This is a genomic window from Bacteroides sp. HPS0048, assembly GCF_964240755.1.
GTDB classification, from domain to species: Bacteria; Bacteroidota; Bacteroidia; order Bacteroidales; family Bacteroidaceae; genus Bacteroides; species Bacteroides nordii.
The window spans coordinates 224305-245435 of sequence record NZ_CAXSVC010000004.1 but is presented as its reverse complement, the minus strand read 5'-3'; the positions used below and the strand labels follow the sequence as shown (position 1 = coordinate 245435).

The following is a 21131-nucleotide window of genomic DNA, read 5'->3' as shown; positions in this document are numbered from 1 at the left end:
TTTGTTTGTTCCCCGGTATCTGCCAATAGTGATGCCATACTGGATAGTCTGTGAAAATGGTCAGACAAGATGGTGTGAAAACCTTTAAGTTTATGAAAAAATAAAAAGATACTTCGTTACTATACGCAGAAGATATGCGTTTGAAGTATTATAAAGGTGTATTTCCCCCGGTAAAAACGAATCAACGTTTTTGCCGGGGGATAATTTTTTCCTATTTTTGTTCTTCGAAATCTATAAACAGAAAGAAATAAGTCATGAAAATAAATAAAACCAATGCTGCCCGCTTGTTAGATAAGGCTAAAATATCTTATGAACTAATTCCTTACGAGGTAGATGAAGATGATTTGAGTGCTGTACATGTGGCAGCAAACTTAGGCGAGAATATCGATCAGGTATTTAAGACTCTTGTTTTGCATGGAGATAAGACCAGGCATTTTGTTTGTATTGTTCCCGGCGACAAAGAGGTGAATCTGAAACTTGCTGCTAAAGTATCCGGCAACAAGAGTTGTGATATGATTCCGATGAAGGAACTTCTTCCTACTACCGGATACATTCGTGGTGCCTGTTCTCCTATCGGGATGAAAAAGCATTTTCCTACCTACATTCATGAGACCTGCCTGGAGTTTCCGTATATTTATGTAAGTGCCGGCCAGCGGGGGTTACAGATAAAAGTGGCTCCTAACGATTTAATTAAGGAAGCACGCGCTGAAGTTTGTGTCTTGTTCACTGAATAATTCAAAAAAAAGTATATATTTGCAGAAATTATACTTGAAATGACAATTCAAATTATTAATTAAATATTTATATCTTATGTTTAGTAAACACCCTAAAGGGTTAATCCCAGCCGCTTTGGCCAATCTTGGCGAACGTTTCGGCTTTTATACTATGATGGCAATCCTTGTTCTTTTCCTGCAAGCTAAGTTTGGGCTGGATGGAAAGACCGCAGGAATTATTTATTCAACGTTTTATTTCTCTATTTACATCCTTGCCTTGGTAGGGGGTATTATTGCCGATAAAACACGAAACTACAAAGGAACGATTATGGTAGGTATTGTTTTGATGGCCTTAGGTTATCTGATGCTTGCTATTCCTTCCAAAACTCCGGTTGACAATCAAACTTTATTTTTAACTATCACCTGTATCGGATTGTTTGTTATTGCTTTTGGTAATGGACTTTTTAAAGGTAACCTGCAAGCATTGGTCGGACAAATGTACGACAATCCTCAGTACTCTTCTATGCGTGACTCCGGTTTCTCATTGTTCTATATGTTCATCAATATAGGTGCTATTTTTGCTCCGATGGCAGCAATCGGTGTACGTAACTGGTGGTTGTCTACTTTCGGTTATGCCTATAATGCCGATCTGCCTGCTCTGTGCCATGGACAATTGGCTCAGACTTTAACTCCGGAAGCTATCGAAACTTATACCAGATTGGCCTCAGAGTCTTCTTCTACTTCCGTAACCGATCTTACAACTTTTGCTGCTGATTATTTGAATGTGTTTACTACCGGTTTCCATTATGCTTTTGCTGTTGCTATTGTAGCAATGGCTGTTTCACTTCTTATCTATATGTTGAATAAGAAGAACTTCCCGGATCCAAGTAAGAAAGCTGTTGCCGATAAGAGCAATACCGCTGCATCTGTAGTGGAGATGAGTGCACAAGAGGTAAAACAGCGTATTTATGCTTTGTTTGCTGTATTTGGTATTGTTATTTTCTTCTGGTTCTCTTTCCATCAGAATGGTTTGACACTGACATTCTTTGCAAAAGAATACACCGATCTTAATCTCTTTGGAATGCCTATCTCGGCTGAATTGTTCCAATCGTTGAATCCTTTCTTTGTGGTGTTCCTTACTCCGGTGATAATGGCTGTATTTGCTCGTCAGCGTGCTCGTGGATGTGAACCATCTACTCCGAAAAAGATTGCAATCGGTATGGGAATAGCAGCTTTGGGATTTGTTGTAATGGCCATTGGCTCTTATGTTGCCGATTTGCCTCTGCATAAAGAAATCTTAGCTGTAGGAACTTCACCGGTGAAAGTCACTCCGTTGTTGTTGATGTTGACTTACCTTATCCTTACAGTTGCTGAATTGTATATTTCTCCGTTGGGAATTTCGTTTGTCTCCAAAGTGGCTCCTCCTAAATATCAGGGTATCATGCAAGGTGGATGGCTTGGTGCTACTGCTATAGGTAATCAGTTGCTTTTCATCGGTGCTGTGCTGTATGAGACAATTCCTATCTGGATGACATGGACAGTATTTGTGGTGGCTTGTAGTATTTCGATGATTACAATGCTCTTTATGCTGAAATGGTTGGAAAGAGTGGCTAAATAAGAAATAGCTTTGTTATTATAGAATATGGCGAGGGTATCCTAGTAGAACGGATACTCTCGCTTTTTTTTCTCACATTGTAGATAAAATTAGGCGATTTGTTTCTTTATTTTGTTTTTTATCTGTGTTTTCTTACATATTAAATTAAATTTCGTATAACTTTGTGGCACAAGATAAAATTGTAAGGTAAACAACTGAATGAATCCTTATCATATAGAAACCGAATTACTTATTCAATTAAGGAATGGAGAACACAATGCTTTTCGCCGTTTGTTCGATCTCTATTATGCATTGATGTGTGCTATTGCTTATGAATATATAGAGGATGAATATATATGCCAGGGTATAGCCGAGGATGTATTGCTATCGGTATGGGAAAAACGAAAACAATTGGATATTAATATTTCGTTGAAAGGGTATTTAATCCGTTCGGTTCGTAACAGGAGTATTGATTATTTGCGTAGTAATGTGCAGGAAACCAAGGTTGTGCGCATGAGTACTATTGATGAATATGAGACTTGTTTTATTGCTGACGAAGAGTTGTTTGATAAAATAGCTTTATTGGAACTGGAGGATAAAATAGAAGAGATAGTGTCAACCTTACCTGTTGAATGCCGGACTGTATTCCAAATGAGCCGGTTTGAAGGACTTTCTAATCAGGAAATAGCAGAACGTCTGAATATCTCTATCAATACAGTTAAATATCATATTAAAAAGGCCTTATCTGTACTGAAAGAAGGGCTTGGTGACTATCTTTTTGCTATTGTTGTGGCATTTGTCTTTTTGTTTAGACACTAATATCAGAAAATACAGCTCTTTGTGTGATTAAATTCTCCATAATTGTTTTTTCTTGAAAGATTTTTTAGAATTTCACTACCCCTACATCTTAAAAATCTCGTCTCCCTATTAAAAGGACTTAATATGGGTGAAAATAATAATATAATTGAAGAACTTATTGATAAGCAACTTTCAGGGCTTTTGTCTTCTGAAGAGTATACTTATTTACGGCAATGGTATAATGCCAGTCCGGAAAATAAGAAACAGTATGAGGAGTATTGTATTTTAAAAAAATATCTGCATGTTCTGAATAGCAAAAAGCGTTTTAGGCCTTCGGTGGAGTCTGCCTATAAGCGCTTTGTGGTCAGAATAGGAACTATAAGCAGAAAGCATCGTACACTCTCTCTGTATAGAACATTGCGTTATGCAGCTATTTTATTACTTGTTTTTGGCTTGGGAGCTACTGCCTTTTATTTCTTTCAAAGTCACTATATTCAGACTCAGCTAACACAAACGATAGAAATTCCGTTTGGTTCTAAATCAAAAATTGTTTTACCGGATGGTACAACCGTCTGGTTAAACTCAGGGAGTATTCTTTCGTATGAAAATAATTTTGGAAAAAATAATCGTGATGTAAAACTAAGCGGTGAAGGTTATTTTGAAGTAACCAAAAATCGGAATTTGCCATTCAAAGTCTTTTCGGGCAAGGTGCAGGTGGAAGTATTGGGTACCAAATTCAATTTTAAGTCCTATTCAGATGATGAAAGTGCTAAAGTGACTCTTGTTGAGGGAAGTTTGAATGTAGGAATTGAGGATAAGAAACAGGAAGTTCATCTGGTTCCTAATCAGCAGGCTATTTTCGATAAGGCAAAAAAGGATATGAAAGTGAAAAATGTAAAAGCCGATCTGTTTGCTATGTGGACTTTACCTAAAGAAGAACCTATTGATGAAAAGCAAATGAATGTAGATAAGGCTTTGGCGAAGACGGAAAATCCGAATATTACTCTACGGAATACTTTATTTTTTGATGAGGAATCTCTTATTCAGATTGTTCGCGATCTGGAAAGAGTCTTTAATGTACAGATTGAGATAAAAGATGAAAAGCTGAAGTCCGAAAAATTCTACGGAGATTTTAGAAATGAAGAAACATTGTATGATATTTTAAAAATGATGGCGGAAAGCAACAATTTACGCTATGTTGTCGATAATAATAAAATTGTAATATCAAGAAAATAGGAGGGAATCTATGAGGAATAAGATATAAAAACAAAGAGTCGGGTTCTGTTGGCGCACTCCCGACTCCAGTCTCAGCATATAAAAACATATTGTTTAATATATAAAGATGTTACAAATGTATGAAAATAAGTTGAATAACATCCTGAAAATTAGTACTATTTTAATAGTTTTATTATGTAGTAAGAATTTATTGGCTCAGGATGTTACACTATCTCTGAATCTTAAAAATGTTACAGTCAAAGAAGCACTGGAACAGTTGAAAAATGATACAAAGTTTTCATTGTGGTTCAATGTCAATGATGTAGAATTATCTAAAATTGTCACTGTACAGTTGGAGAATAAAAGTATTGAAGATGCTTTGAAGATTATTTTAGACGGTCAGAATCTGAATTTTGAAGTTAAAAATAAGCGTATACAAATTTTTAAGCATAAAACCAATGTAGAAAAGCCGAAGCAGAAAGTCAAAAATATAACCGGATTGGTTACTGATGAGAGCGGAGAGGTATTGCCAGGCGTGACAATACAGATAGAAGGAAGTACCTCTACGGGTACAATTACAGATTTTGATGGGAAATTTCAGTTAGATGTTCCTGATAATGCCAAAAGGTTTATTGTTTCGTATGTCGGAATGAAAACCCAGGAACTCAATATAGCTCCCGGTTTTACTAAAATAGTATTGCTTTCGGATTCTCAGGAACTGGATGAAGTTGTTGTTACCGGATACCAGAAGATAGACCGCAGGCTTTTTACAGGAGCTGCTGATCGTATTTCGGGTGATAAAGCAAAGGTGGACGGAGTAACTGACATTAGTAAGATGCTACAGGGAAAGACGGCAGGAGTGCAGGTACAATCTGTATCCGGTACCTTTGGTGCTGCTCCGAAGATACGTGTTCGTGGTGCATCTTCCATATATGGCAATCAAAGTCCTTTGTGGGTGGTTGACGGGGTAGTCCTTGAAGATGTGGTAGAAGTTTCTCCGGATGATTTGTCTTCCGGAAATGCAGCTACTCTTATCAGTTCGGCCGTTGCCGGATTGAATGCTGACGATATTGAAAGTTTCCAGATATTGAAAGACGCTTCGGCTACAGCTCTTTATGGAGCGCGTGCTATGAACGGGGTGATTGTTGTAACTACAAAGAAAGGTAAGAAAGGTACTGCATCCATTAGCTATACAGGAGAGTTTACCATGCGCACCCGTCCTTCGTACTCGCAATATAATATTATGAATTCAAAAGATCAGATGTCTGTCTATTTGGATATGGAGCAGAAAGGTTGGCTGGATCATGCTACAATTTCACGGGCTGAGAATGGAGGGGTATTTTTTCAGATGTATGATCTTATTAACCAGTTTGATAAGACTAACGGACAGTTCGGGTTGATGAATACACCTCAATCCCGTTCGCGCTTTTTGCAGTCTGCAGAGATGCGTAATACAGATTGGTTTAGTGTTTTGTTTAAGCCGACTCTTCAAAGTAATCATTCACTAAGTATTTCATCGGGAAATGAACGTTCCCGTTTCTATACTTCTCTTAGTTTCTATAATGATCCGGGGTGGACAGATGCAGATAAGGTAAATCGCTATACTGCCAATATGAATGCTTCATTCGATTTGAATAAATACCTGACTTTCGGAGTAAATACCAGCGGATCAATTCGTAATCAGAGGGTACCGGGAACCATGGACCGCGATATGGATGCTGTGAATGGAGAGTATACACGTGATTTTGATATCAATCCTTTCAGTTATGCATTGAATACGAGTAGGACAATGTCGGCTTATACGGCTAACGGAGATCCTGAATACTATCGGATGAACTATGCCCCTTTTAGTATTCTGAATGAAATGAATTCCAATTTCATTGATATGGATATGATGGATCTGAAACTGCAAATGGAACTGAATTATAAGCCTTTTAAGACTTTAGAGTTGAATGCTTTGGGCGCAATAAGGTATGTTAAGTCTACACAGGAACATAAAATATACGGTAATTCTAATATGGCAATGGCCTATCGTGCAGCAGATGATGCTACCATTCGTGATAAAAATAAGTTTCTTTATAAAGATCCGGATAACCCGGATGCTCTTCCTGAGGTGGTAATGCCCGAAGGCGGTTTTTATAATACGACTAATAATACAATGCTGAGTTACTACTTCCGGGCAACGGCCAATTATAATAAAATGTTGTTTGGGAAGCACCCTTTTAATTTGATGGTTGGCCAGGAGATAAAGTCTGCTGACCGTAAAAGCGGTTTTAATAATGGTTACGGATATCAATGGGATAAGGGAGGCGTCCCTTCTGTTGATTATCGCATTTTGCAACAGATATTGGTAGGAGGTTTTGATTATTATGGAATGGAAGAAAATTATGACCGTTTTGTAGCTTTCTTTGGAACTGCCAGTTTTTCGTATAATGGGAAATATACTTTGAATTTGACCGGACGTTATGATGGTTCGAACCGTTTGGGGCGTGCACGTGACTCCCGTTGGTTGCCTACCTGGAATGTTAGTGGTTCATGGAATGCTTTGGAAGAAAGTTTCATGAAAACCCAGACTCTTTTTTCGGCACTGACCTTGAGAGCCACTTACGGATTGACTGCCAGTATGGGACCGGCCAGCAATGCTTTGGCTATTTTTAGAAATCAGGTGACTTTTCGTGATACGCAAGGAAACAGAGAAAATCAGGTATTAATTAGTTCATTGCAAAACTCTGAACTTACTTGGGAAAAACAATATGAAACGAATGTCGGTATTGATATGGGGTTTCTGCATAACCGGATAAGTTTAAGTGCAGATGCTTATTTCCGGAATGGGTTCGATCTGATTGGTTATATGCGTACATCCGGAATCGGGGGAGAAGCTATGAAGGCTGCGAACTATGCAGATATGAAATCCCGTGGTGTGGAATTTACTTTAAACACGAAGAATATCGTTACGAAGAATTTTAACTGGACTTCTAATCTGACTTTCTCATTCAACCATAATGAGATTACGAATTTAAAATCAATGCCCAGAGTTATCGACCTGGTGAAAGAAGAAGGTGGTCCTTTGCAAGGCTATCCTGTGAGGGGACTGTTTTCGTATCAGTTTAAAGGATTGGATAGCAACGGATTTCCCACCTTCATCAATGAGGACGGAGAATTGACTTCCACTGATATTAATTTTCAGGAAAATAATAATATCGGCCATCTGAAATATGAAGGTTCTATTGATCCGAAAGTAACCGGTGGATTTGACAATGGTTTTATGTACAAGAATTGGAAGATGAACGTGTATTTCACTTATCAGTTTGGCAATGTAATTCGTCTGTATCCGGAGTTCTCTGCTGTATATTCGGATATGAGTGCTATGCCGAAAGAGATGAAAAACAGATGGATGCAGGCTGGAAATGAGAAATATACCGACGTACCGGGTATTCCTTCAAAAAGGCAAGTCTCTAATATAGAGAATCTCAATGTGGCTTATAACGCTTATAATTACTCGGATGCGCGGGTTGCCAACGGTGCCTTTATTCGTTTGAAAGAAATTTCTCTTTCTTATGATTTCAAAGGAAACTGGATGAAAGCGGTCGGGATGAATAATTTGCAGTTACGTTGCGTTGCTTCCAACCTGTGGCTGATTTATTCTGATAAAAAGTTAAACGGACAGGATCCTGAATTTTTCCGTTCGGGTGGTGTGGCAATGCCTACTCCGAGACAATTTACTTTGTCTGTGCGAACAAGTTTCTAACCATGATAAAATCAAGATATGAAAGTACGATATTATATATTTATCTCAGCTGCGGTTCTTTTGTCCGGATGCAATGATTTCCTGGATAAAGTGCCTGATAATAGAACAGAACTGGATAATGCCAAAACTATATCCGAACTATTGGTCTCGGCATATCCTAACCGAGCTTATGTTGAATTCTGTGAGGCCATGAGTGACAACGCCGAAGATAAAGGAGTGGCCATTCAGTCGGACAGGGCTGTTGAGGAGTCTTTTAAGTGGAAAGATGTTTCGTATACCTTACAGGATTCCCCTACAGGCTATTGGAGTTCATGTTATGAAGCAATTGCTGCTGCCAATCATGCTTTGGAAGCTTTGGATAAACTGGGTGGAATGGATACGCAGGCCCAGCGTGGTGAAGCTTTGGTGGCAAGGGCTTATTGCCATTTTATGCTGGTGAATATTTTTGCTCAACATTATGATCCGGCAACAGCCGATAAAGATTTGGGTGTTCCATACGTTACTGAACCCGAGACTGTAGTGTTGAAAGACTACAAGAGGGAGAGTGTAGCAAAAGTGTACGAATTGATAGAACAGGATTTGAAAGAAGGGCTTTCTCTGATCCAGGATCACACTTATACCGTTCCTAAATACCACTTTACGAAGGCTGCCGCACATGCTTTTGCCAGTCGTTTCTATCTGTATAAAGGTGATTGGGACAAGGTGATCGAACATGCTAATGCTGTTTTTGGTACAGGAGATGTTGCTTCTCAGTTGCGTGACTGGATCACTCATGGACAACTGTCTACTTCCGTTCGTGAGAAAGAGTATACATCTGCCGAGCAGCCCTCTATTTTACTGTTAGCTTCATCTTTGACAAAGATTGCCCGTTACCAGGAGTTTTATAGATATGGCTTTAACAGTTCTTTGGAGTCGAAGCTGTTTCGTAGTGCCAAGGTAAATGCGATTGGCTTGCCCTGGGCGTATGTACTTGAGAAGTGGCAGGCAGATAAAGGTGATCCGATTACCATGCTCAAATGGAAGGAGTATTTCCAACAGATAGGCATCAATGCAACGACTGGTTATTTGTATGCCATGATTCCCATTCTTACTAAAGATGAAGTGCTGCTTAACCGTATAGAGGCTTATGCCATGAAGAAAAGGTATACGGAAGCTTTGGCAGACATCAATGCTTTTTATAGCAAACGGACTTTGTCTTATGATGTTTCTAAAAACGTAAAAGCCGAAGATATAACAAAGTTCTATGCGGATTATACCCCACTGACTCCTTTCTATGAGATGGATACGGAGCAGGCAGCATTTGTGCAATGTGCCGTAGAACTTCGCCGGGTGGAGTTTGTGATGGAAGGCATGCGGTGGTTTGATGTGAAGCGGTTTGGTATAGAAATCGTTCATTATCCATATGGCATGCCCAGTCAAAAGGATGTGTTGGTCAAACGCGATCTTCGTAGAGCCGTTCAGGTACCGAGTGATGCTATTGCCTATGGTTTAACACCTAATCCCAGATAAATACGTATGATTATGAAAAGAGTATTGTTACTATTGGTTTGTGCATTGAGTGTGGGACTGTTTCACTCATGCTCGGAAGATTTGGGAGAATCAGGTATTGAAATTCCTGAGTTCAATCTCAAAGATTTGACTCCTACGGATTTGTATATCTATAAAAATTATACGAAACCCTACAATGTCGAAGTGATTTATCGCTGGAAAGATAGTGAAACGGATGTTGCCAAGAATCTGGTTCCACCGGAGGAAGAGAAGGTAGAACCTTTCCTTGAAATTTTAAAAACGGTCTGGGTTGATCCTTATGTGGAAGAAGCAGGCAGCAATTTTCTTAAAGGGTTGATACCGAAACAAATATTATTGATAGGAAGTGCAAGTTACAATCCCGACGAAACGGTAACACAAGGTACTGCAGAGGGAGGGCGTAAAATGGTATTGTACGAAATAAATAGCTTTAGTCCGCAGAATGTCACGAAGTTGAAGAGGTTTATTCATGTGATGCACCATGAATTTGCCCATATAATGCATCAGCAAGTGGCTTATAGCCGGGATTATCGTACTATAACGACCGGATATTCTTCCAGTTGGTACCTGCGTTCCAATGAATATGCTCAGGAAAGAGGGTTTATAACAAATTATGCCATGTCTGCACCCGATGAAGACTTTGTGGAAATGATAGCTACTATGCTGACAAATAATAAAAGAGACTGGGATATAATGATCAATACGATCAAAAGTGAAGATGCCCGCTCTGCTTTACGCAAAAAGGAGGCAATTGTGGTGGGGTATCTAAAGGATGTATGGGACATTGATTTGTATCATTTTCAGGCGAAAATGGATGAAGTAATAAAGAATGTGGTATTAGGAGACTATTAGGAATTATGAGAAAATTGACTAAATATCTGAATAGAGGAATATGGATGCTATCTTTCATGGCTCTATTCTTCACTTCATGCAAAAATGAGGTGGATGATGTGTTTGCACAATCGGCAAGTGAAAGAATGAAGACTTTCTTAAAGCAATGCGATGATATACTGCAAACAGCTCCTAATGGCTGGCGACTGGATTACCAACCGGCTAATGCTGTTTCTTACGTTAGCTTCATCATGAAGTTTACGGGTAAAGACAGGGTTTATATGTGGTCCAACTATGAAGATGAATCTACTACCACCTATAACCTCAATTCGGGTGAAGGACCGATGCTGTCATTTGATACCTATTCGGTGATTCATACTTATGCCGATCCTTCTACTACTCCTTTGGGTGAGGGGTATAAAGGTGACTTTGAGTTTATTATTATGGAATTGACGCAGGACTCTCTGGTTTGCAAAGGACGTAAAAATCAGGACCGGGTGGTATTTAAGAAAGTAGGTGCGGGAGAACAACATAAGATTCGCCTTATCCGTGAAATGGATATTGCCTCGATCTCTAATAATTCATTTTTTCATTGTCTGAAGTCTCCTACGGCAGCTACGGCAGATGTGACGCTATCAGATGATAAGAAAGAACTGGTATTTAAGGAAATGCAGGGAGAAACGGTAAAGACATCATCTGCTGCTTTCACCTTTACAGATACAGGATTTGATTTAACTGCTCCGGTGACGGTCAATAGTAAGAGTATTCAGCATTTTGTATGGAACAATGCCAAGGCCAGGTTTGTAGCCGAGAATACGGATACATTGATGACGTCCAAAACTCCATTAATTGTATATCCTACTTTACAACAGGCTGCCGGAAACACTTACAGGCTGATTGGAGGAAGTTATGATGTTCAGGGTTGGGTTGAATTATACAAATATAAATATCCGAACTATGCCGGTGCCCAGCTGACTATGGATGTAGACGGTAAAACCGGTTTCTCCGTATTGCTTAGTATTGATGGTAAAGATGCACCTCAAACTGTATTGGCCAAAGAGATAAAAAAGCAGAGAGATGACATTGCTGTCTTTGTGAGATATGGGAAGGATGAACCGGAAGGGTGGATCGGAGATGAGGTAATCAATATCTACGATAATATCATTGGTATTCAGATGTACTCTTACTTTTTTGATTCAACCGGACACTCTGTGGTATTGAAGGACAATAAACTCTATCTGGTAAACACTAAGAAGAACTGGGTTTGGATGGAGTTTGAGAAAGTGAACAAATAAATTACAGATATAAACTAAATGAGAATTTTATGAAAAAGGAATTTAAATGGGTAGGCGTAATGCTGTTACTGCTTGTCTCATTCGTTAGTTGTTCGAAGGAGGACGAACCTTCACTGTCTGTTTCGAAAGAAACAGTGAACTTTACAGCTCCGGCTGATGAAGAAATAATAACTGTAAGTACTAATCAGGCTACCTGGAAAGCGGTACGTCCGGAAAAAGATGACTGGTGCAGTTTGAGGTTTGAAGGTGCTTTGCTGATTATTGAGGTGGATGATAATTTGAAAGTGCAGCCACGTACGACAACGGTCACCGTATATGCAGGTAATATCACAAAAAATATTGTGGTGGAGCAAGCAGCTGCCAATGAAGCATTATCATTTGTGCCGGATAAAGTGGAACTGGATGCCAGTGGAGAAGCTGTGAATGTAACCATAACGACGAATACAGATTCATGGACTTACAATGTTGATAAAACGTGGTGTAATGTATCTCGCAATGGAGATGTATTATCCGTTTCGGCAGATGAATATACGGATGGTGAACCCAGATCTGCTGTTATTACTGTCAAAGCCGGCTCTTTGAGCAAGGATATCACTGTAACCCAGAGTAATACGGGTATGGCATATGCTATTGATGTACCTGCTGATTTTTCGGCCAGCTACGTACAGAAAATAATGTATGGTGATGTACAGATTGCTGAGGTATGCAAAGAGTTTATTAAAACAAGTACTGTCTCCGAACAAATGGTTGTGGTATATCCGGTTGTTTCCGGAAAGACTGACTTGACTAAGGGGCTTGCTGTGAAAGACGGTGGCAATGTAGTGTGGGATATTGCTAAAAACAGTTGTACTTATACAGCTGGAACAGCTGGAAGTCCTTTACAAAAAGTATATCTTGAAAAAGATAAGCTGGTAGCGACTTCTGCTTCTAAACTACAGAGAAACACGAGTGCTAAGGCAGATATATTGGTTGATTTAGATTATAACAAATATCGTGTTGTTAAAATTGGTACCCAGTATTGGATTGCAGATAATTTTAAATGCGAAAGATATAGCAATGGATCTCCGATTAATAAAATAACGAGTGGCGCGGATTGGAAAAATGATACGGAGGGAGCTTTCTGTTATGTAAACAATGATCCGACGAATTACAAAGAGGTATTTGGAGCTTTGTATAATTGGAATGCAGTTGTAAACAGCAATAAACTTGCCCCAGAAGGATGGGATATACCTACTCAGCAGGATTTCTTATCTCTGAAAACTTATATTGTTCCGGGTGCCGATCCTACTAAAGCCATTAAATGTACTGCTTATTTAAAAGCAACTGATGGGTACTGGCAGGCTTCTACAAGTGTTACACCCAATAATCTGACCGGCTTTTCTATGCAACCGGCAGGCTGGAGAACGTTGGATACTTCAGACTTTACCTATTCATTTGACAGATTTGGCTATGAAGCCTACTTCTGGAGTACTACTGAATATTCGGGAGAAGATCCGTTTAGTAGAAATAGCGTCTATGTAATGAGAGCAGCTTATAATACGGATAATAGTACCCAAGGACCTTTGGGTAAAGTGTTCGGCATGTCTGTTCGTTGCATTAAAAGATAAATATACAGGGGCTCCCTTCACATTGTATGAAGGGAGCATATTAATAACTAAACTAAAATATAATGATTATGAAACAAAAGATTACTTTTATTCTTTGCCTGTTATTAATAGGTGGTTTGAGATTGAATGCTGTTGAAGTTTCTACATTTGCCGATTTTAAAACTGCAGTAGAGGCAGGGGGTGATGTTGTGGTTGCTGCTGACCTGGAAAATGCTACATTGAGTAGTATTACGTTGACTAAAGATGTGAATATATCAGCAAAAAGCGGAAGAGTCAAAATGGATAATGTACTGTTTTCCATAGAAAGTGATATTAATTTCTCTATAAAGGGGATTATTGCATTTTGTTCATCGGAAGAAAAGACTCCTTCTAAGATATTAGTGAATATTCCGGCTAATGTTGCTAAAGTATCTTCTTTGACAGTTGAAGATTGCGAAGTTTATGATTATACAATCTGTTTCCTTAAAGCATTGGGAGAAACAGAAATTCCAACGATCTCTGTTAAGAATACTGTAGTACATGACTTGAATACCGGTAATCCTGCCAATGCAGCTATAATGCTTCAAAAAGCAAAAGTTAGTAAAGCTACTTTTTATAATGTTACTTTTTACAGATGTCAGGGTGGTGGTTATTATTCTAATGATGCAACCACTCCGATTGATTTTTCTATGGAGAAAGTTAGCTTTATAGATTGTGGTGATGCTGATGCCGGATTTGCTGGTAGTAAAGATATCATTAATTTTGCAGCAAATGCTTCTTCCAAATATACATTGAAAGATTGTCTGATTAGCGGATCATATACAAATAAAGCTTTCTCATTTAAGTCAGTCCGGTTGAGAGCTACAACCGGTAAGTTTACCATAACTAATAGTCTGAGCTATAAAGTAAATGTGTATGCTCTTGCAAATCCGGCTACCGAGCTTTATACCATGCCGTTGACTGCAACAGCGTTAACCGTTGATTATGATAAGAAAGCAATCACTACCACTCCTGCTACTATAAAAGGTATTGGCTCTTCTTATTTTAGTTTGAATGGTGCTATTACCGGAATTACCCGGGAAAATCTGACTTCTGATTTTTATATTACCGATTCTGAAGTTGTTTCTAAAGAAATATCCGACATAACAGTTTATGCCATTTCGGGCACTCCTGTGATGGAACAAAGAGACGTGAATAATCTGTCAATAGCTTCTCTTAATAAGGGAATTTATCTGGTTAAGGTTGCTACAAAAGATGGCAAGACAAGCATAAAGAAATTCATTAAAAAATAATCCTCTCTCAAGTTTTACTTTACGTTAGAGCAAATGCCCCTTTACATATATTGTTATCATGCATAATAAATAATGTAAAGGGGCATTTCATATCTTGTTATTGGGCGGTTAGTCTTGTTATATTTCCAATCCCATGATGTAATCATTCATATAATATCCGTTTCCAATCGGGAAATCTCCTTCACGCAGCTTTCTCATTCCCATCCGTTCATAAAATTGCAATGCTTTGTTGCTGCGGTTTACATTCAGTTCCATCAGGCAAGGGGCGGGATGTACTTCCTTAATGTATTTTATCGCTTCACGGAAAAGAAAGCTACCTAAATGCTGTCCTTGAAAAGAGGGGAGCACGTATATCTTTTGTAAATGAAATATATTTTCCTCCTGAGGCTGTACAGATACGTATCCACAAGGTTCTTCTCCCTTGTAGGCAATGAAGTAGACGTGTCCTTCTTCTTCCATTTGCTTGCGGATATTATCGTGAGAGTACATCCAGTCCATCATGAACTCCATTTGTTCTGCTGAAATGATCTCTTTATAAGTGGCGGGGAATACGATGGAAGCCATGTCGTGGATCAACCCACAATCTGCTGTTGTAGCTTTTCTGATAGTAAACATATATGTATTGTATTTTGGTTTTATAAAACGCAAATATAAGAGATAAATAAGTATGATTGCAAAAGTACGTATTTAAATGTGAGTTAATATCTATTTTAAGACAGACTTAAATAGTATTTTAACAGAGGCTTAAATACGTACTTTGGGATGAACGAATATATAATAAGGTGTACAACTGTTAATGGCTTAATTATTATTAATTTATAGTACTTTGCATTGCATAGTACTAAAGTAATGCATATATTTGTTTCGTCAAACTAAAAAAGAAGCTTATGAATGTAGATAATGTAAAGTCGCAGATGCGGAAAGGGATGTTGGAGTACTGCATCATGCTGTTATTGCATAAAGAGCCTGCTTATGCTTCGGACATTATCCAGAAGTTGAAAGAAGCCCGGCTGATTGTAGTGGAGGGTACATTGTATCCATTGCTTACCCGGTTGAAGAATGATGATTTACTAAGTTACGAATGGATAGAATCTACACAAGGACCTCCACGCAAATATTATAAACTGACAGAAAAAGGAGAGGGATTTCTCGGAGAGCTGGAAACTTCCTGGAAAGAACTTAATGAAACTGTGAATCATATAGCTAACAGATAATCCGATTAAAAAGAAATAACAATGAAAAAGACATTGACTGTAAATTTAGGTGGAACTGTCTTCCATATAGATGAGGATGCTTACCGATTGCTGGACAACTATTTGTGCAACCTCAAACTTCATTTTCGTAAGCAAGAGGGTGCCGAAGAAATAGTAGATGATATTGAGAACCGTATTTCGGAACTGTTTTTAGAAAAGCTGAATGCAGGTTCGCAGGTGATTATGCTTGCTGATGTAGAAGAAGTGATTGCTCGTGTGGGAAAGCCTGAGGATTTCGGAACTACCGATGAAGAAGAAAAGAAAACTTCAACAAATAATTCTGCTTCTTATACCTATACTACCCGGCGCCGGTTGTATCGTAATCCGGATGATAAGTTACTGGGTGGAGTATTGAGTGGACTGGCTGCCTATCTGGGATGGGATCCGACCCTGTTACGCCTGTTGGCACTGGTCATTCTTATTTGTGGATATGGCACATTAATTCCTGTATATATCATTTGCTGGCTTGTTATTCCGGAGGCCCGTACTGCGGCAGAGAAGCTTAGTATGCGTGGCGAAGCGGTAACTGTTGAGAATATAGGAAAGACAGTGACCGATGGTTTTGAAAAAGTAGCCAATGGTGTGAATAGTTATATGCATTCAGATAAACCGCGTACCTTTCTTCAAAAACTGGGAGATGCGTTTGTTGCGGTTGCAGGATTCTTTTTGAAAGCCTGTCTGGTAGTGTTGGCCATTGTTTTCAGTCCGGTGTTGTTTGTACTTGCTATTGTCTTTGTGGCATTGGTTATTGCTGCCATTGCGGCAGCCATTGGTGGGGGAGCCGTTCTGTATGAAATGCTTCCAGCAGTCGACTGGGCACCTTTGGCATCTATCTCTCCGTTTATGACGGTGGCAGGCAGTCTGGCAGGTGTGGTTTTGATGGGTATCCCGTTGGCGTGTATCGTTTATACGATCCTTCGGCAGATATTCCGTTGGCCACCGATGGCAACTGGTCTGAAGTGGTCTTTACTGGTTCTCTGGATACTCGGACTGGTTATTTTCCTGGTAAATCTCTCTGCTTTGGGATGGCAATTTCCGCTTTATGGCATCCATTCAATCTAAGCATTTGTTAAATATTTAGTTAGTTTTATAAAATGTGCCCCGTTTAGTGTGTCCGGGGCACATTTTTTTGTTTGTTCTATTTGTAAGTCAATGATTTTTATTTAAGTTTGTGATATCTTATTTGGTTTAGAGAAATATGGGTGAGCATATATGTTTCAGACGTAACGAGCGTCTGGCCACTATAAACCCCTATTGGAGGGGAAATCCAATGGTAAAAGGACGGTTCTTCAATCGGCAGCATCGTTTTCGGCCCGGAATGGGCAGTGTGTTGAAATGGCGTTTGTCTCCCAATCCGCAACGGAAAGAGAAACGTACCGTTAAGTGGGAACCGAGAGTAAACTATCTTCGTTCATTGGATGCAGTTACGGGAAACTCATTGATATGGCTTGGGCATAATTCTTTTTTTCTGCAACTGGCAGGGAAACGTATCATGTTTGACCCGGTATTCGGGAGTATTCCTTTTGTACGTCGAAGAAGTCAGTTTCCTGCCAATACGGACATTTTTACCGGAATTGATTATCTGTTGATTAGTCACGATCATTTTGATCATTTGGATAAACAGAGTGTCGGTTGTCTATTAAAGAGCAATCCTCAGATGAAACTTTTCTGTGGCTTGGGTACCGGGGAGCTGATAAAAAGCTGGTTTCCGGAGATTGAAATGGTAGAGGCCGGATGGTATCAGCAGATAATGGATGAAGGATTGAAAATCACTTTTCTGCCTGCCCAGCATTGGAGCAAACGTTCGGTGCGTGATGGCGGACAGCGCCTTTGGGGTGCATTTATGATTCAGGGAGATGGTATGTCTGTTTATTATAGTGGTGATACCGGATATTCACAACATTTTTCGGAGATACCGGAACTTTTCGGTGCTCCCGATTATGCCTTAGTGGGGATTGGTGCTTACAAGCCCCGTTGGTTTATGCGTCCCAATCATATTTCCCCTCATGAAGCATTGACGGCTTCACAAGAGATGCAGGCCGGATTGACTATCCCGATGCATTACGGAACATTCGATTTATCAGACGAGCCACTTCATGATCCTCCTCAGGTATTTGCTGCTGAGGCAAAAAAACGGAAGGTCAATGTGGTTATTCCTGCACTTGGAGAGGTTGTAAAGTTGAAAAGGCAGAAGTAAGTATTGTATTATTATTTTTATAAAGAACATCGCTTGTCGCACCTCCTTGTGCGGGAAGCACAAATAGAAATAGCAATGAAAAAGGTAGAAATAAAAGAGCTTTCGGAGAATTTTTTTGAAGCCATTGGCAAAGAGTGGATGTTGGTGACAGCCGGTAACAAAGATGGTTTTAATACCATGACTGCCAGTTGGGGAGGTATTGGTTGGCTTTGGAATAAACCGGTAGCTTTTGTCTTTGTTCGCCCCGAACGATATACGTATGAGTTTATTGAGAAAGGCGATTATCTCACCCTCTCTTTTCTGGGAGAAGAAAATAAAAAGATTCATGCCGTTTGCGGATCAAAGTCAGGTAGAGAAGTAGATAAAGTGAAAGAAACCGGATTGAAGCCGTTGTTTACAGAGCAAGGAAATGTGTTTTTTGAACAGTCCCGTCTGAGTTTAGAATGTAAAAAGCTCTATGCGGATGCTATTGATCCCGAAAATTTCTTTGATAAGAAACTGATTGATAAATGGTATGGAGGTGCACATGGCGGTTTTCACAAAATGTATGTGGTTGAAATAGAGAGCGTGTGGATGCGTTGATACTGGTCTGTTACTCTTCTGAGAAGGATGCAGTTGATATAACTTTTCAACCGCATCCTTCTCAGAAGAAATGAATAATCGGGACTCTCCATAATATTGTGTAAATAGAAAACTACGGGATTCTTCTCGTAGTTTTTTTATTTATATATTAACTTTGTAAAAAAGCAGATTTTATGGACATCCCCAAAGAATTTTTAAGTAAAGAGTTCCTGTCTCAGTTTAAGACAGGTGAAGATGTTACCGCTTTCATGAAAGAGCTTCATACTCGTGTCTATGAGCAAATGTTGGAAGCTGAACTTGATAACCACTTAGGTTATGAGAAACACTCCAATCAAGGCGATCATAGTGGCAACTCCCGCAATGGTAGTTATAAGAAGCAGATTCAAACAGAGATGGGAGAATCTGTTATTCAGGTTCCTCGTGATAGAAAAAGTGAATTTGAGCCAGTTGTAGTCCCTAAGCATCAATCCCGTGGCTTGTCTATTGAACGTCTTGTAATCTCTCTTTATGCCAAAGGCATGAGCGTATCTGACATTGAGTCAGAAATGCAAGAAATATACGGTATCAATCTTTCCACCTCCGCTATCTCTATTATTACCAATAAAGTCAGCCAGGCTGCTTCAGAGTGGCAGAATCGTCCTTTGGAGAGCTTATATATGATTGTCTGGATGGATGGTATCGTATTTAAAGTCAGGGAAAATGGTAAGGTCATCAACAAGACCATTTATTTATGTGTAGGTCTAAATAAGGAAGGCTTGAAAGAGGTATTGGGTATGTGGGTTGGTAAAAATGAGAGCGCTGCCTTCTGGATGGGCGTTTTAACGGATCTCAAAGCTCGTGGTGTAGAAGATATACTGATTACGGTTACTGATAATCTGAATGGATTTACAGAAACTATCAAGAGTGTGTTTCCAACATCTACCACTCAAATATGCGTAGTGCATCAAATAAGAAACTCCTGTCGGTATGTGGTCTGGAAAGAAAAAAAGGAGTTTACTTCTGATTTAAAGAATATCTATAATGCACCTACTAAAGAAGCCGCAAAGATGGAGTTGGAGAACTTTGAGCAAAAATGGGGGACTAAATATCCATATGCGATACGCTCATGGAGAAATAATTGGGAAGAACTCACCGTATTCTTTGACTTCCCGGTTGAAATTAGAAAGATCATATATACAACGAATCTCATTGAGAATCTGAACGGAAAAATTAGAAAGTACACCAAAAACAAGCTATCATTCCCAAATGATGATGCCTTGAAAAAGTCTGTGTATCTGGTTATTACAGAAATAGAAAAGAAATGGTATCAACCTATTTGGAATTGGGCATTGATTTTTAATCAATTTTAGATATATTTGTAAACTGAGTTGAAAAATCCGAGAAAAGATTAATCGTATTTAGAATAGAGATTAAATGATAAATAGAAGGGTATTCTTGATTTGGATTTGTATGAAAAACAGCACAACAAGTAAAGATCGAAATTATAGATACCAATAATTAAAATATAAAACTTAATCTATTGAAAATGGAATCACTTCCGAAAGAATATAGTTTACTAATGACCATTAACAAGTACATTGGAGAGTATTTTGCTATGACGGTCAATACGAAAACAGTAAGAAGTACAGATATATATGAGTTTTTGAAACATAAAGATGATTTTAGACAACATTTCGCATCAGCTAAAGAATTTAATGGTTTTATGCGTAGGATGCACGACCGGGGAGTATTAACTCAAATTATCAAGAATGTGAAGGTTGACACCTCTAATAAAAGTTTTTATCAATGGTACTTCTTTCCTCCATTAAGAGTTTACTCTAAAAAAACGACGTCAGAAAATAAGAATATTGCCAGTTCGCATCCGGATAAAAGCCAGTTCTTTAGAGGAAATAAAAAATATCGGGCAGCCAATGGAACAATGGTCCGATCTATACAAGAACTTAATATAATGAATCGGTTATTGGCGGTAGAGATATTCGATGTTTATTATGAACGTCTTTTAGTTGCTGCTGGTAAAGAACGATACCCTGACTTTACCGTATATAATAAAGAAACTCGGACTGTCTTTCACTGGGAACATTTTGGAATGACAGATGATCTGGAATACGGTGAAAAGATGGCCGATAAAATAGAATGGTATAAACAGATTGGTTACAAGAGTATTGATGAGGGAGGACGTTTTATTGTTTCCGTCTATCAAGATGAAGAGCATTTCATTGGGCTAATAGATAATATTATTGAGAAAATGAAGGTTATATCTATTCCGTGTGGGTTTCTTAAAGATAACATATGATGATTTGAAATGGGAATCAATATATTTTCCGTAAATTGTTTAGGATAGTATGTGATAATTGTGACTATTTCGTGTCTTAGGTCACGGACATTATACAAGGAAAAACTCCTACAATACCTTGATATTGTAGGAGTTGTCTTTTTATTGTCTGGTTTTTCCAGCTTCTTGGTGATCCGCCTGGGATTCTCTTTTAGGAGTTACCACGCT

17 protein-coding genes are annotated in these 21131 nt (G+C 38.8%); 16 read left to right on the top strand and 1 reads right to left on the bottom strand.

Features of this window, described 5'->3' with window-relative positions:
- Window positions 1-254: 254 nt before the first annotated feature.
- The 10 genes from ybaK (at window position 255) to ACESQI_RS05230 (ending at window position 14599) form a co-directional block, all read left to right on the top strand.
- Window positions 255-734 (top strand): Cys-tRNA(Pro) deacylase, encoded by a 480-nt coding sequence (ybaK, locus tag ACESQI_RS05275; RefSeq protein ID WP_373125529.1) that lies wholly within the window; start codon window positions 255-257, stop codon window positions 732-734.
- A gap of 76 nt (window positions 735-810) precedes the next feature.
- The gene (locus ACESQI_RS05270; RefSeq protein WP_002562638.1) at window positions 811-2331 is read left to right on the top strand and encodes a peptide MFS transporter; all 1521 of its coding nucleotides are present in this window, start codon (window positions 811-813) and stop codon (window positions 2329-2331) included.
- 195 nt (window positions 2332-2526) lie between these two features.
- Window positions 2527-3126 (top strand): RNA polymerase sigma-70 factor, encoded by a 600-nt coding sequence (locus tag ACESQI_RS05265; RefSeq protein WP_002562637.1) that lies wholly within the window; start codon window positions 2527-2529, stop codon window positions 3124-3126.
- A gap of 123 nt (window positions 3127-3249) precedes the next feature.
- Window positions 3250-4341, top strand: coding sequence for a FecR family protein (locus tag ACESQI_RS05260; protein WP_002562636.1), 1092 nt, complete (start codon window positions 3250-3252; stop codon window positions 4339-4341).
- A gap of 115 nt (window positions 4342-4456) precedes the next feature.
- The gene (locus tag ACESQI_RS05255; protein WP_002562635.1) at window positions 4457-8068 is read left to right on the top strand and encodes a SusC/RagA family TonB-linked outer membrane protein; all 3612 of its coding nucleotides are present in this window, start codon (window positions 4457-4459) and stop codon (window positions 8066-8068) included.
- An 18-nt stretch (window positions 8069-8086) separates the two neighbouring features.
- The gene (locus tag ACESQI_RS05250) at window positions 8087-9577 is read left to right on the top strand and encodes a RagB/SusD family nutrient uptake outer membrane protein (RefSeq protein ID WP_373125528.1); all 1491 of its coding nucleotides are present in this window, start codon (window positions 8087-8089) and stop codon (window positions 9575-9577) included.
- Window positions 9578-9589: 12 nt separating this feature from the next.
- Window positions 9590-10447 (top strand): putative zinc-binding metallopeptidase, encoded by an 858-nt coding sequence (locus ACESQI_RS05245; RefSeq protein WP_007485979.1) that lies wholly within the window; start codon window positions 9590-9592, stop codon window positions 10445-10447.
- A gap of 5 nt (window positions 10448-10452) precedes the next feature.
- Window positions 10453-11721 (top strand): DUF4302 domain-containing protein, encoded by a 1269-nt coding sequence (locus ACESQI_RS05240; protein WP_007485978.1) that lies wholly within the window; start codon window positions 10453-10455, stop codon window positions 11719-11721.
- 29 nt (window positions 11722-11750) lie between these two features.
- A complete protein-coding gene (locus ACESQI_RS05235; protein ID WP_007485977.1) occupies window positions 11751-13328 on the top strand; it encodes an FISUMP domain-containing protein in 1578 nt (525 codons plus the stop codon).
- A gap of 68 nt (window positions 13329-13396) precedes the next feature.
- Window positions 13397-14599, top strand: coding sequence for a T9SS type A sorting domain-containing protein (locus tag ACESQI_RS05230; protein ID WP_007485976.1), 1203 nt, complete (start codon window positions 13397-13399; stop codon window positions 14597-14599).
- A 117-nt stretch (window positions 14600-14716) separates the two neighbouring features.
- Here ACESQI_RS05230 and ACESQI_RS05225 read toward each other — a convergent pair whose 3' ends face one another.
- Window positions 14717-15214: a GNAT family N-acetyltransferase gene (locus ACESQI_RS05225; RefSeq protein ID WP_007485975.1), complete on the bottom strand. Its 498-nt coding sequence runs from the start codon at window positions 15212-15214 to the stop codon at window positions 14717-14719.
- 272 nt (window positions 15215-15486) lie between these two features.
- Here ACESQI_RS05225 and ACESQI_RS05220 point away from each other — a divergent pair, with 272 nt between their 5' ends.
- The 6 genes from ACESQI_RS05220 (at window position 15487) to ACESQI_RS05195 (ending at window position 20924) form a co-directional block, all read left to right on the top strand.
- Window positions 15487-15813, top strand: a complete 327-nt coding sequence (locus ACESQI_RS05220) for a PadR family transcriptional regulator (protein ID WP_002562628.1) — start codon at window positions 15487-15489, stop codon at window positions 15811-15813.
- A 21-nt stretch (window positions 15814-15834) separates the two neighbouring features.
- A complete protein-coding gene (locus ACESQI_RS05215; RefSeq protein WP_007485974.1) occupies window positions 15835-16914 on the top strand; it encodes a PspC domain-containing protein in 1080 nt (359 codons plus the stop codon).
- A gap of 136 nt (window positions 16915-17050) precedes the next feature.
- A complete protein-coding gene (locus tag ACESQI_RS05210) occupies window positions 17051-18049 on the top strand; it encodes an MBL fold metallo-hydrolase (RefSeq protein ID WP_007485969.1) in 999 nt (332 codons plus the stop codon).
- A 75-nt stretch (window positions 18050-18124) separates the two neighbouring features.
- Window positions 18125-18631 (top strand): flavin reductase family protein, encoded by a 507-nt coding sequence (locus ACESQI_RS05205; protein ID WP_044095616.1) that lies wholly within the window; start codon window positions 18125-18127, stop codon window positions 18629-18631.
- Between the two features lie 173 nt (window positions 18632-18804).
- A complete protein-coding gene (locus ACESQI_RS05200) occupies window positions 18805-19980 on the top strand; it encodes an IS256 family transposase (protein ID WP_373125527.1) in 1176 nt (391 codons plus the stop codon).
- A 176-nt stretch (window positions 19981-20156) separates the two neighbouring features.
- Window positions 20157-20924 (top strand): hypothetical protein, encoded by a 768-nt coding sequence (locus ACESQI_RS05195; protein WP_195660103.1) that lies wholly within the window; start codon window positions 20157-20159, stop codon window positions 20922-20924.
- The last annotated feature ends 207 nt before the right edge of the window (window positions 20925-21131 follow it).